Consider the following 13,543-nt stretch of genomic DNA (forward strand, 5'->3'; position numbering starts at 1 on the left):
AACCTTGGCTTCAATGTGGCAGCAATGGATTGAACGTCGATTTAAAATCGATCAGCACAAGCAGCTGACTCAAAAAGATGTCTTGATCTTTATCTATCAGCAAGGCTACTTGTATTTGGTATTAATTTTCATCACTTTTATTGCAGGTGTGAATTATGCCAATAATTTGATTTTAGGCTTTTGCTTTTTAATTAGCGCCGTATTGAGTATTAGTTTCTATATTACTTTTAAGCAGCTTCATGCGTTGCAGATTCAAATAAATGTTGTTGATACACCGCAAGCAGGTGAATTACTCTCGGTCGAAATTTACTTTAAGCAAGATGCTGAACAGGCGCGATATTTGTGGATTAAAACTGAAAATCAGCTACATAAATTATTGTTCAATACGCAACAGCATGGCTTTCAATTAAATTTTACAACCAGCCAACGCGGTTTTTTTCAGATTCCACCCATACAAATTTATAGTGTTTATCCCTTTGGTTTGGTTCGGGCCTGGACGTATTTGTACGTACAGCAACCAGCGTGGGTTGCACCTCAAGCCAGTTGGCATTCCGTTGAAAATAAGCAACAACAGCAAAACTTTGAACCTGATCTTGATGAATTTCGCGAATTACGGAGTTTTCAGACGGGGGATTCACTTCATGCGGTGTCTTGGAAACAAGCAGCACGAGGACAAGGCATGTATGTCAAAGTTTTTGAGCAATATGAAGATCTAAAGAAATTAGAGATCCATTATCACCATATGCCAGCTCAAAGTCATGAAGAAAAACTTAGCCTCATGATGGGGTTAGTCGAGCAGGCTGAGCAAAATCACGATCACTATGCACTGTATTTACCTAATGCTGAGTTAGCATCAGGCACTGGAACACTGCATTTTTCCGAAGCTAAACGGTTATTGGCGCAGGCTTGATTTATGATTGAAAATACCATACGCCGCTCCATACTACTCACTTTAGCTTTGGTGCTCATTGCGCAAATGCTTTATATACCAGTGGTGACATCATTAGTATTTTTAGTCATTTGGCTTATTTTATTACTCAATACCCGCGCCAGTAAAAAACCATTTTCTAAAATTTTAACTTATGTGCTGACATTGACAGCATTATTTAGCATTTATATAAGCCATAAAACCTTTATTGGTGTTGATGCAGGGGTTGCAGTACTCAGTACATTTTTATTTGCTAAATCTTTAGAAACAAAAACACGTCGTGATGTAATTATTTTATTTAACTTTGCGATGTTTGTGATTGCCAGTAGTTTTTTGTTTAGCCAGTCTTTTGCCATGGCATTGGTTATTTTATTGGCGTTGTTGAGCTGTTTTATTGGGTTGTACCGTTTACAGACCGTTGGTTTTAGCCAAGACTCAAGCGGTGAAATACAGGCGATTAAACAAGATATTGGGCATGTGGGAAAATTTATTGGCTTAGCTGTTCCATTTTTTATTTTACTGTTTCTCTTTTTTCCACGCCTGCCACCGCTATGGCACATTCCTATTCCTGAAAATAAAGCCACAACAGGGATCAGTGACAGCATGTCTCCGGGTGATATTGCTGAGTTATCACAGTCGAGTAGTTTGGCTTTTCGTATAATTGGAGATATTCAAGCCTTGCCACCACGTACAGAGCTGTATTGGCGGGCGATGGCATTAGATGAATATGATGGTTCTAAATGGACCAGTCATTTTTTTAACCAGAACGTTATACAGCTGAATCCAGCCGAGTTAAAACCCAAGCGGACATTGAATTATCAATATTTGGCCGCCGATCCAAGGGTGATGTGGATTATGTCGTTGGAGCAATCCGTTCCCAACGAAGCACGTTTTGCTTTAGGTCAAGATGGTCGAATTACACCCTACCGATTAACAGCACGTACAGAGCCGATTCAACTGAAATGGTTAGGAAGTGCAGAGCCGCCACAAATAAAAAATGTGGCTCTACTTGAAAAATTAAACACTCGCTATGTTGAACACTTGGATGTTCAATCACAACGATTGGCCCAAACATTATGGCAGCGAAGTCATCAAAATCCTGAGCGTTATATTGCCGAAGTTTTGCAATGGTATAAACAAAATCGCTTTGCATATACTTTAAGCCCAGGTGTATTGGGGCAAAATCGGATAGATAATTTTTTATTTGGATCAAGACAGGGCTTTTGCGAACATTTTGCTTCGAGTTTTGCAATGTTGATGCGCTATGTAGGTGTTCCATCACGTATTGTCGTGGGATATCAAGGTGGTCAGTTAGCACCAGATGGAAAAAGTTGGGAAGTTCGTCAGCTCGATGCACATGCGTGGACAGAGGTTTATGTCAATCAACATTGGCGTCGAATTGATCCTACAGCCATGATCGCACCTCAGCGTATCGATGGTGGGATGCAGGATTATATGGAACAAGATCGGACAATTTTTGGGAGACAGCAGTCGACTTGGGCCTATCAACAATTTTCGATGTTGAAAAAAGTCCGTGTATGGAGTGATTATGCGAGTTACCAATGGCAGAGCAAAGTGGTGGGTTACAATGCAGAATCGCAGCAACAATGGTTTAAAAAGCTCGGTACAAATTCTGCTTATGCAGGTGGGTTACTTCTTATTTTGAGTATTGGTGGCATTGTAGCATTATATTTTATATGGATTTTGTGGAAAAAAAGAAAAAGCCTAAGCCCTCTTGAAAGAGAAATTGCCAAGTTTGCAAAGAATTTACCTTTGAGCCAGCAAAAAGGGGGGGCTGAAAGTTTTAGGCATTGGCTACAACGTTTGGCTGAAAATGTACCTGAACATGAAAGGCGTTCATTTGAACAATCCATCAAGTTATTTGAGCAGGAAATTTATGTAGGTACCGCGCTAAGTTCTCATGATATTCAATATTTTAAGGCTTTGCTTAAAACTTGTACGCAAAGTTTAAAAAACTCAGAAAAGGGCTTGTCATAAAAAATAAAAATGAATATGATTCTACGCATTCTAGGTTTATAGCTCAGTTGGTTAGAGCGCTACGTTGACATCGTAGAGGTCACCAGTTCGAATCTGGTTAAACCTACCAAATTCAAAAAGCAGAATCAAAATTATTCTGCTTTTTTTTATCTGAAATTATTAGGGTCTGTTGACATTTACTGTTCATAATTAACCCTATAAAGGTAGCCATAAAAATATACAGGCTAAAGCAACAGAACTTTGATAATTCCTTTTGAGCTTGTCATATCGAGTAGCTATTCCTCTAAATTCCTTTAATCTGCAAAACATATTTTCAACTAAATGCCTGATTTTATATAAATACCAGTCCATATGGTCATTGTTCGATTGGCTATTCGTTTTCCTTGGTATATTCGCTTTAGTCCTTGTTTTCCTGATCTGTTCACGCAGTGATTCTGAATCATAGCCTTTATCTGCGCATACCACTTTTGTCTTTTTTAAATCTAATGTTGATATTAAATCATGTGCAACTTTAACATCATGTGTGGTTCCATCGGTAATCATGAAATCAATAGGATTGCCATGTGCATCAACAATCAAATGTATTTTTGAGGAGTTTCCTCCTACACTTTTAGAAATAGATTGATTCGCTATGCCGGCAGAATGTTGATGAGCACGTACATGAGAGCCATCAATAAAAATCCACTCCATATCGGGGCATGAGGCTAGTAATTTGAATAATCTAAGTAACTTACCGCTGCTTGACCAACGATTAAAACGTTTGAAAATAGAGTTTGAATGACCAAAACAAGAAGGAATATCTCGCCACGGACAGCCTGTTCTAATTCTATAGAGAATAGCTTCAATAAAATTGCGTAAATTTGAGTTGTGGTGAATGGATAAATTACGCAGAATAACTTTCAACTTTTGCCAGTGTTGATCTGTCAGCATGGTACGAGGCATAGCGAATAGTAAAATTGGGTTTGGTGATTTGATTTTACTACTTCGCTATTTTTTTAAGCTAAAAGTGTCAACACACCCTAATTAAAGTGTTATTAAGACTATAGTTAAATCAAATCTACTTATATGTAAGGTGTTCTTCGCAATCGTTTTCAATCGTATTTGGCTTGAATAGATTCATATGGATTGAGTCGTAAAATCATCATGAGATGGAATTGGGTGTAAATGCATCTATGTGCAAATACATCAATTTGGATATTGATTGTTTAAGTGATTAAGCCAAACTTCTTTGGCTCATATTTCTGCGTTTATGACTATATAGCAGTGCTTTATACAATGTGTGCTTTAGCGGATTGTTTGAAACAAAAGAGCCGCATTCTATGCGGCTTTTAATTGAGCAAATATATTATGCCGCTTCAGCTTCTAAAATTTCAAAGTCATGGGTAATTTCTACACCACCATCCATCAGCATTTTACTAGCAGAACAGTATTTTTCAGCAGAAAGTTCAACCGCTTTCGCAACTTGCTTTTCCTTCACGCCATGACCAGTGACTACAAAGTGCAAATGAATTTTAGTGAATACAGCAGGAATAGTGTCGGCACGTTCTGCATTTAATTCACAACGAACATCAGTAATGTCTTGGCGTGCTTTCTTTAAAATCGTCACAATATCGAAAGATGCACAACCACCAAGTCCTGTTAAAATCAGTTCCATTGGGCGCGGACCACGGTTTTCACCGCCATATTCTTGTGATCCATCCATCATAACAGTGTGACCACTTTGAGTTTTTGCTTCAAAAGCAACATTCTCTAGCCAATGAACACTAGTTTGCATTGCAAGTCCCTAAAAAAAGCTATAAATTTACGCAGTACCTGTACACTAACATAAATTGAGTTGATAAGGAATTTCAACTCTTACGTGTGACAAGTTCACTTTAGGTCTTGTGCGATCTATAAATTATCCATATTCGGAAACTGTTAGCATGACTTCAAACTTTTCACAACTTAGCACAGATGCGCTATCTCCGGGGCAGTTACCTGAGTCGGTGAAGGCATTATTAAAACGTGCATATATCAATCGTTACCCAAAACGTACAACAATCGTTGATGCGGGCTCAGAATCTAAATCTTTGTATTTAATTCTTAAGGGTTCAGTATCTATCATTTTACGCGAAGATGATGAGCGTGAAATTGTGGTTGCGTACTTAAATGCGGGTGACTTTTTTGGGGAAATGGGTCTATTCGAAGCAAATGCACAGCGTACTGCAGAAGTGCGTACGCGTGATGTATGTGAAATTGCTGAGATTACCTATGAAAACTTTCATGAATTAAGCAAACAATACCCAGACTTAAGTTATGCGGTATTTGCACAGCTTGTACGTCGTCTTAAAAATACGACACGGAAAGTCACTGACCTTGCGTTTATTGACGTGTCAGGTCGTATTGCACGTTGCTTAATTGATTTATCTTCACAACCAGAAGCAATGATTTTGCCGAATGGTCGTCAGATTCGTATTACTCGTCAAGAGATTGGTCGTATTGTGGGTTGTTCCCGTGAAATGGTTGGTCGTGTTCTAAAAACACTTGAAGAACAAGGTATGATCGAAACTGATGGTAAAGCGATTCTAATTTTTGATGCATCGCTTGAAGAGAAAAGCCAATTGGCTTCTGACGAATTTGACGACGAAGAATAATCATTCTTCCAAATCTAAAAAAGCAAACTCAGGGGTTTGCTTTTTTTATGTCTATTCATTTCTCACTATTTTAGCGGAAGAAACCTTTCTCACATTTTTTGACAAATAAACAGAAAATTATGATTTAAACAAAGCCGATATCTTAGGTAAGCTACTTCGTGACTTATATATTGATATTTAAAATAAAGAGGGAATTTGCGGCATGCAATTTAAACCATTGGCACATACAGGCATATTAGTTCCAGAAATTTGTTTAGGCACCATGACGTTTGGTGAACAAAACACCCAAGCAGAAGCTTTCGAGCAACTGGATTATGCTTTAGAGCGTGGTCTTAACTTTTGGGATACTGCAGAAATGTATCCTGTCCCACCGAAACCTGAAACCCAAGGTTCAACTGAGACTATTATTGGTAACTGGATTGCAGCTCGCGGTGGACGCGATAAATTAATCTTAGCTTCAAAAATTGCAGGTCCGTCACAAGGTGGCAGTCATATTCGAGATGGGCAAACCAAATTTATTGCTTCGGAAATTGAGTCTGCTCTAGATCAATCTCTTCAGCGCTTACAAACAGATTACCTTGACTTATACCAGCTGCATTGGCCGCAACGACCAACCAACTTTTTCGGTAAATTGGGTTTTGGCAATGCCGAAGCGAACAATACGCAAACCATTACCAATTTAGAAGAAACATTGGTTGCTTTAAGTTATGAGGTGAAAAAAGGCCGAATTCGTACTATTGGACTCTCCAATGAAACACCATGGGGAACTTTAAAATTCCTACAACTTGCAGAAAAGCATGGTTTAGAAAAAATTGTCAGTGTGCAAAATCCGTATAGTTTATTGAACCGTACTTATGAAATAGGTTTATCTGAAATTGCACACTACGAAGGCGTGGGCTTATTGGCATATTCTCCATTGGCATTTGGTTATCTAACAGGTAAATTCCGTCATGGTGCGCGTCCTGCCAATGCTCGAGTGACACTATTTTCACGCTTTAGCCGCTATTCAAATGCGGAGAGTGAATGGGCAACAGAACAATATGCACAATTGGCAGAACAGCATGGTTTAACGTTGACACAGTTAGCACTAGCATTTATTAAGCAGCAATTTTTTGTCACCAGTACAATTATTGGTGCGACAAATCTAGATCAGTTGAAAGAAAATATTGATGCTTTTGAGGTGAATTTATCAGAAGACATTTTAAAAGGGATTGAAGCTATTCATCGCCAACAGCCAAATCCTGCACCTTAAGCTGAACTTTTTAGTGGATTAAGCAAAAGCCTGCATGTAAATGTGGGCTTTTTTGACATTTGTATTATTTAAGCAAATGGAAAATCATTGAATTTTATTGTCAGAAAGTCAGTTGAGTTGACAAGAAAATTGCCTAAAAATACATATGTATTTAAACAATATAATAAAGTACTAAATTCTTCAATAAATGACTTGAAAAGTATTCTATTTATACCAATATTATAATTGAGATTTATCTTTATCTTAAAATTAACTCATTGAAAAATATTTGAAAAATGTATTTGAAATTTTAAATATGACTCCCATATATGCTTCAAGTACAGAATTTGTTGTGAGGAATAACAAGAATGCGATTCGAAAAATTCACAAACCGTTTGCAGCAAGCATTATCCGATGCCCAATCTTTAGCAATGGGGAAAGACCATACAGCCATTGAAGGAATCCATATTCTTTCGACATTGCTTGAAGAGCCTTCGAACCAAAGCTTGTTACAACAGGCAGGTGCTAATCTTCCTGAGTTAAAAACCAAACTTCAGCAAGCCCTACAGGATACCGCCACCATTGCGACGCCGACAGGGGACATCAACCTAAATCCTGAAGCAGTCAAAGCGCTAAATTTAGCCGATAGTTTTGCGCAAAAAGCTGGAGATGAGTTTCTTTCTACAGATTGGGTGATTCTCGGTTTAGCTGAAACGGGTAAAACCAAAACCTTATTAAATAGTGTAGGCGTAACGACAGATAAATTACGTAGTGCAATTGAACAAATACGAGGCGGTGAACAAGTCATGAGTAATAACCACGAAGATCAACGTGATTCACTCAACAAATATACCTTAGACCTCAATGCACGTGCATTAGAAGGTAAGCTAGATCCGGTCATTGGTCGTGACGAAGAGATTCGCCGTACCATTCAGGTTTTATCACGCCGTAGTAAAAACAACCCCGTACTGATTGGTGAGCCGGGTGTGGGTAAAACTGCAATCGTTGAGGGCTTAGCACAGCGTATCGTCAATGGCGAAGTTCCTGAAAGTCTGAAAGGTAAACGTGTACTTTCACTCGACCTTGGTTCATTGCTTGCAGGTGCAAAATACCGTGGTGAATTTGAAGAACGTCTTAAAGCCGTTCTAAAAGATTTGGCCAAATATGATGGCGAGATCATTCTCTTCATTGACGAATTACATACGCTTGTTGGCGCAGGTAAAGGTGATGGTGCAATGGATGCAGGGAATATGCTTAAACCTGCGTTGGCACGTGGCGAACTTCGCTGTGTAGGTGCAACCACCTTAGATGAGTACCGTCAATATATCGAAAAGGATGCGGCATTAGAACGCCGTTTCCAAAAAGTGATTGTTGATGAACCGAGCGTGGAAGACACCATTGCGATTTTACGTGGTCTAAAAGACAAATATGCAACCCATCATGGTGTGCAAATTTTAGACTCTGCAATTATTGCTGCGGCAAAAATGTCGCACCGTTACATCACAGACCGTCAGTTGCCAGATAAAGCCATTGATTTGATTGATGAAGCAGCATCACGAATCAAAATGGAAATTGACTCAAAACCTGAGCCACTTGACCGTTTAGACCGCCGTTTAATTCAGTTAAAAATGCAACTTGAAGCCGTAAAAAAAGATGCGGATTCGGTGTCGAAGGCTGAAGTTGAGCATTTGGATAAACAAATTGCTGAAGTTCAAAAAGAATATAGCGATTTGGAAGAAGTGTGGATTGCGGAAAAACGTCTGGTTGACGGAACGAATCAAGCTCAAATTGAGTTAGATAAAGCACGTACTGCCTTTGAAAAAGCACAACGTGAAGGTGATTTAGCAGAAGCGAGCCGTTTGCAATATGGAGTCATTCCTGAGTTGCAAAAACGCTTGAATGAAGAAGAAATTGCGGAGGTGAATGAAGAGCCGAAACTGATTCGTACCAAAGTCACTGAAAATGAAATCGCTGAAGTGGTAAGTGCAGCTACAGGTATTCCTGTTGCAAAAATGCTACAAGGTGAACGTGAAAAACTCTTACACATGGAAGAGTTCTTACATAACCGTGTAGTCGGTCAAGATGAAGCGGTCGTAGCAGTATCAAATGCGGTGCGTCGTTCTCGTGCAGGATTATCCGATCCAAACCGCCCAAGTGGTTCATTCTTATTCCTTGGTCCAACAGGTGTAGGTAAAACTGAGTTAACCAAAGCTCTAGGTAACTTCTTATTTGACAGTGATGATGCGATTATTCGTATCGACATGTCAGAGTTTATGGAAAAGCATTCGGTGAGCCGTTTAGTGGGTGCTCCTCCGGGCTATGTGGGCTATGAAGAAGGCGGTGTATTAACTGAGGCTGTACGTCGTAAACCTTATAGTGTGGTGTTGTTTGATGAGGTTGAAAAAGCCCATCCAGACGTCTTTAACATCTTGCTTCAAGTGTTAGATGATGGTCGATTAACTGACTCGCAAGGTCGTGTGATTGATTTCAAAAACACCGTAATCGTGATGACCTCGAACTTAGGTTCAACCGATGTTCGTGAATTAGGTGAAAACCCGTCGAAAGACGAAGTTCGTGCTGTGGTCATGGCTGCTGTATCTGAACATTTCCGTCCTGAATTTGTGAACCGTATTGATGAGCTGGTGGTTTTCCATTCTTTACAAAAAGCGCAAATTCGTGGCATTGCAGATATTCAGTTGGATCGTTTACGTTCACGTTTGGCTGACAAAGACATGAGTTTGGCAGTTGAAGATAGTGCCTTTGAGTTACTTATCGATGCTGGTTTTGACCCTGTATATGGTGCACGTCCTCTAAAACGTGCCATCCAACAACAAGTTGAAAATACACTGGCACAGAAAATCTTGTCAGGCGCGTTCCAACCGGGCGATACGATTGTTGTTCAAGCGGAAGGAGATCACCTAAGTTTTGACAAGATGAAACTCAATTAAAAGGTACAAATTAGCCACGTTCAGTTGTAAAAACAGAAACCCGGTTTAGGCCGGGTTTTTTTATTTTACGCTTTTCGTGATTTTCGTTTAAATACGTAAAGTTGATTGCATTTCATCATTTTCACCCACTAATATGACGTCCGCACGCATCCAACGAGATGACTGTGTTCTGTAAAACAAAAACAATATCGCGCGTTCATCAAGAATGAATGGCAACAGGAAATTATGATTATGATGGAATTTAAACTGCTTAGGCAGATCAAAAAAGAACCTTATAGTTTATATAAACATACTGGTGACATCACTGTTCAAGAACTCAAACGCATGTATGGTATTTATCAAAAGTATTATGCCAATACCCGTTATGAAATTTTTGAACGCGACTTCTTAGAAAAAACCGGTGTTTTTTTTATTATTGAACCGAAAAATAATCAAATTGTCGGATTTTCGACGGTTATGGAACGTGACTTTGTTGTTGATGGTAAAGCCCGACATGCTTTTTTCAGTGGAGATACCATTATTGAGAAAGAGTATTGGGGAAATCGTGCATTAACTAGAGCAATGTTCCGTTATATTATTAGTTTTAAATTTCGTCATCCAAGAACACCTATATATTGGATTTTAATCTCTAAAGGCTTTAAAACTTATCTGCTCTTAGCCAATAACTACTACAGCTACTATCCACACTATGGTGAGAAAAATGCTCATCTCAAAGACTTTGTTGAATCGTACTGTAAAGAATACTTCTCAGAATATTATAACCACGAAACGGGTCTGCTGAATTTTGGCGAAGACTATCAACCACTCAAAGCAGATGTTGCGCCCATCACCCATGAAATGCGCGAAAATAATACCAAGATAGCTTTCTTTGAAGATAAGAACCCAACTTGGGTCGATGGAACAGAACTTCCGTGCATTGGTGAATTACGCTGGAGCGATTTATACCGTTATGTGAATCGATTCTTAACCAAGACCACCAGTGTGAGCAAACATGATAGCAAGTTACGTTATAAGTCACGTACATTACATATTGCGACAGGTTCTGACTCGAAGGTGGCCTAATGGGATTGCTTCTCACCACTGCACATCAAGTTTTGAATATTGCCTGCCGCAAAGCGTTTCAACGCTATACACAGCAGGCAAATCAGCTAGAAAATGTGCAACGTAAAAAATTAAGCCATTTTTTAAAGCAGCACATTTCGCAAAATTTAAGCTATGAGCAATTTGCCAAAAAGTATCCGCTTTCTCGTTATAGCAATTGGAAAAGCCAAATTGAACAATCCAGACAAAGTGGCAAAAATAGTTTGGGGCCTGAAAAAATTGTACGGTTTCAACCGACCAGTGGGTCGAGTGAAGCAATTAAATTCATTCCCTATACTCAGGCTTTTTTAGATGAATTGGATGAAGCTATTGGGTTGTGGCTCACCAATTTATATCGCACTCATCCACAACTGAAAAATTCAACACATTATTGGTCGGTTTCATGGTTGCCTGAAAGCCAGCGAAAGCTTTTAGAAAATAGTAATTTGAATGATGACAGTGCGCTGCTTAATCTGTCGAAGCGAGTGCTGAGTAAAATTACCCAATCGGTACCGACTGAAATTGCGATGGCGAATTCAGCCGAAGATGCCATGTTTGCAACCGCGGTGTATCTCGTTGCAGATAAGCATTTAGGCATGATTTCGGTATGGAGTCCTACATTTGCTTTGCAATTGTTGGATATCATTCATGAACATCAAGCTGAAATTGTGCAGGTCTTAAAAACTGGACAATGGCAACGTGAGGGTTTGAGTTTTCTGCAAGTTCCTAAATCTTGTCAACAATGCTATCGCTTACAAGACTTGGATTTGACCCAAGCAACTGCGTGGAAAAAACTGTGGCCTAAACTCAGTCTGGTTTCGAGTTGGGATACTGCGAGCGCAGAGCAGTGGGCAATACAACTCCAGCAACGAATTGCAGGTGTGGCATTTGAAGGTAAAGGTTTATGGGCAACTGAAGGCGTGGTGACGATTCCATTTGCAGAGCGTTTTACCTTAAGTTATCAGTCACATTTTTATGAATTTATTTTGCAAGACAGCCAAAAAGTGGTGCCATCGTGGCAACTGAAAGTAGGCGATATTGTTAGTCCTGTGATCACGACAGGTTCAGGATTAATTCGTTATGTGATTGATGATGAATTAGAAGTCACCGACTTTTATCAGCAAGTGCCATGTTTTAAATTTTTAGGTCGAAAAATGACGGTTGATTTGGTCGGAGAAAAGCTCGACCACAATGCTGCAGTTAAAGTCCTTGCAGAGTTTAAACAAGCGGATTATTTGCCGATTAGTATCTTGGGTATCGAACAATGTTCGGTTAAAAAACCGCACTATATTTTACTCAGTGAAGGCAATGTAGACAAACAACCATCCGCTCAAGCACTAGACCGTTTGCTTAAACATAATTTTCATTATGAATTGGCACGCGATCTAGGGCAGTTGGATGAACCTGAAGTGGTACATGTACAAGATGCTTGGGACTACTACAAAACACTAGCCATGAACAATGGCATGATTGAAGGGAATATTAAGCCTGAGCCGCTTAAGAAAATGAAAACAAAAATAATTGAGTATTGAGATGGATATCGATGTGTTAGATGCACCGTTCGACGAAACGGCGTTATATCATTCAAAGAATGAGACTAAGTTTGCGGTTCGAAATGCGACTGTCGAAGATGATGAGCAACTAATGAAAATTAGTGCTGAGACTGTGCCAAGTAATGGCATTACCTTATCTTATGAACGTCACCCGAGTTATTTGGCTGCTAGCCATGCACAGTATAATCGACCAGATTTAAAAGTGGTTGTCCCTGTGGATGATCCAACTATTGTAATTGCGATGATGAATTTGGGATGGCGTTATTGTTATATCAATGGTCAGCCTGACCTGATGCGTTATGTCGCCGATTTAAGAATGAATCCAGCGTATCGTGGTGCTAAAGTCATGCGCTTATTAATGGACTATGTCCATGATGAAATCCCCCAAGATACGATTTTTGAAAGTGTAGTTTTAAACGCCAATATTGTCGCAGCTAGTATTTTACATCATGAAAGATCAGGTTTTCCGTTGCCATATTTTTATGACGAAATCCGAACCTTTACTGTTTCACAAGCAGTGAAACCAAAAGCTTTCAATCAATATCAATTTAAAACGCTGACTGCTGAACGTGTAGATGAAGCAAATGATTTCATTTTAAAAATGAAAGACCATTATAATTTTTTACCTAGCTATGATTTTAATGCGTTGGTTGATGGTCAAAATCCATTTTGGGCAGGCTTAAATCTGGACGATTTTTATTTGATTTATGATCAGCACAATCAGTTGGTTGGACTCTATGGATTATGGAATCAAAAGAGTTTTAAACAAACCCGCGTAATCGACTATTCGCGTTCATTAAAGTTGATGAAGCCGTTTTATAATGCCTATGCCAGTGTGCGTGGTGTGTTATCACTGCCAAAAATTCATGGAACCTTTGATTATTTAATGTTGCATAGTCCGCTATGTCACCCTGAACATCTGGACGTATTTGCAAGTTTGATTTTTCATGCAAAACAGCAGACAAAGCAACGTGGTAAAGAAACCTATTGTATTACTTTGGCAGAGAAGGACCCACGTATTGAGTGGATGAAAAATACGACCTCACATGTGTTAAAAGCCAAGCACTATTTTCATAGTTTTAAAGCCAATCCATACGCTGCTTTTGATCGTAAACGTATTAGTTATTTTGAAGTTGGGCGTATATAGAGGAAGTGATAACGATCAAAAAATC

The 13,543-nt window shown here is 39.2% G+C and carries 10 protein-coding genes and 1 tRNA gene; 9 read left to right on the top strand and 2 right to left on the bottom strand.

The features are described 5' to 3' along the window. Positions 1-4 precede the first annotated feature (4 nt). The 3 genes from FTU77_RS05530 (at position 5) to FTU77_RS05540 (ending at position 3,035) form a co-directional block, all read left to right on the top strand. Complete coding sequence (locus tag FTU77_RS05530) at positions 5-910, top strand: DUF58 domain-containing protein (protein ID WP_180055125.1); 906 nt, start codon at positions 5-7, stop codon at positions 908-910. A gap of 3 nt (positions 911-913) precedes the next feature. Next, positions 914-2,926: a DUF3488 and transglutaminase-like domain-containing protein gene (locus tag FTU77_RS05535; RefSeq protein ID WP_180055127.1), complete on the top strand. Its 2,013-nt coding sequence runs from the start codon at positions 914-916 to the stop codon at positions 2,924-2,926. A 32-nt stretch (positions 2,927-2,958) separates the two neighbouring features. Then, positions 2,959-3,035 (top strand) — tRNA-Val (locus FTU77_RS05540). A gap of 86 nt (positions 3,036-3,121) precedes the next feature. On the opposite strand, the gene FTU77_RS05545 is transcribed toward FTU77_RS05540, so the two are convergent. Next, positions 3,122-3,868 carry an IS5 family transposase gene (locus FTU77_RS05545; protein ID WP_180055129.1) on the bottom strand — a complete coding sequence of 249 codons (747 nt, stop codon included), beginning with the start codon at positions 3,866-3,868 and terminating at the stop codon, positions 3,122-3,124. A gap of 403 nt (positions 3,869-4,271) precedes the next feature. Further along, positions 4,272-4,700, bottom strand: coding sequence for an OsmC family protein (locus FTU77_RS05550; RefSeq protein WP_078188630.1), 429 nt, complete (start codon positions 4,698-4,700; stop codon positions 4,272-4,274). Between the two features lie 148 nt (positions 4,701-4,848). On the opposite strand from FTU77_RS05550, the gene crp reads away from it, so the two are divergent. The 6 genes from crp to FTU77_RS05580 all read left to right on the top strand — a co-directional run bounded on the left by crp (position 4,849) and on the right by FTU77_RS05580 (position 13,518). Next, on the top strand, positions 4,849-5,559 hold the full coding sequence (crp, locus tag FTU77_RS05555; RefSeq protein WP_180055139.1) for a cAMP-activated global transcriptional regulator CRP: 711 nt from the start codon (positions 4,849-4,851) through the stop codon (positions 5,557-5,559). Positions 5,560-5,761: 202 nt separating this feature from the next. Then, entirely contained in the window at positions 5,762-6,811 is a 1,050-nt protein-coding gene (locus FTU77_RS05560) for an NADP(H)-dependent aldo-keto reductase (protein ID WP_180055141.1), read from the top strand. Between the two features lie 347 nt (positions 6,812-7,158). Then, positions 7,159-9,738 carry an ATP-dependent chaperone ClpB gene (gene clpB / locus FTU77_RS05565; protein WP_180010394.1) on the top strand — a complete coding sequence of 860 codons (2,580 nt, stop codon included), beginning with the start codon at positions 7,159-7,161 and terminating at the stop codon, positions 9,736-9,738. 225 nt (positions 9,739-9,963) lie between these two features. Continuing rightward, on the top strand, positions 9,964-10,800 hold the full coding sequence (locus FTU77_RS05570) for a hypothetical protein (RefSeq protein ID WP_306669391.1): 837 nt from the start codon (positions 9,964-9,966) through the stop codon (positions 10,798-10,800). Further along, positions 10,800-12,350, top strand: a complete 1,551-nt coding sequence (locus FTU77_RS05575; RefSeq protein ID WP_180055143.1) for a GH3 auxin-responsive promoter family protein — start codon at positions 10,800-10,802, stop codon at positions 12,348-12,350. The genes FTU77_RS05570 and FTU77_RS05575 overlap by 1 nt, the downstream gene beginning before the upstream one ends. Before the next feature lies 1 nt (position 12,351). After that, positions 12,352-13,518 (top strand): GNAT family N-acetyltransferase, encoded by a 1,167-nt coding sequence (locus FTU77_RS05580; RefSeq protein ID WP_180055145.1) that lies wholly within the window; start codon positions 12,352-12,354, stop codon positions 13,516-13,518. Positions 13,519-13,543 lie beyond the last annotated feature (25 nt).

The sequence above is a fragment of the Acinetobacter sp. YH12142 genome (assembly GCF_013418435.1).
Lineage (GTDB): Bacteria > Pseudomonadota > Gammaproteobacteria > Pseudomonadales > Moraxellaceae > Acinetobacter > Acinetobacter amyesii.

Bases quoted from the DNA above. Each gene is read 5' to 3' on its own strand.
- FTU77_RS05535 (WP_180055127.1), top strand. From the start codon at position 914: ATGATTGAAAATACCATACGCCGCTCCATACTACTCACTTTAGCTTTG.
- FTU77_RS05545 (WP_180055129.1), bottom strand. From the start codon at position 3,868: ATGCCTCGTACCATGCTGACAGATCAACACTGGCAAAAGTTGAAAGTT.
- FTU77_RS05550 (WP_078188630.1), bottom strand. From the start codon at position 4,700: ATGCAAACTAGTGTTCATTGGCTAGAGAATGTTGCTTTTGAAGCAAAA.
- crp (WP_180055139.1), top strand. From the start codon at position 4,849: ATGACTTCAAACTTTTCACAACTTAGCACAGATGCGCTATCTCCGGGG.
- FTU77_RS05560 (WP_180055141.1), top strand. From the start codon at position 5,762: ATGCAATTTAAACCATTGGCACATACAGGCATATTAGTTCCAGAAATT.
- clpB (WP_180010394.1), top strand. From the start codon at position 7,159: ATGCGATTCGAAAAATTCACAAACCGTTTGCAGCAAGCATTATCCGAT.
- FTU77_RS05570 (WP_306669391.1), top strand. From the start codon at position 9,964: ATGATTATGATGGAATTTAAACTGCTTAGGCAGATCAAAAAAGAACCT.
- FTU77_RS05575 (WP_180055143.1), top strand. From the start codon at position 10,800: ATGGGATTGCTTCTCACCACTGCACATCAAGTTTTGAATATTGCCTGC.
- FTU77_RS05580 (WP_180055145.1), top strand. From the start codon at position 12,352: ATGGATATCGATGTGTTAGATGCACCGTTCGACGAAACGGCGTTATAT.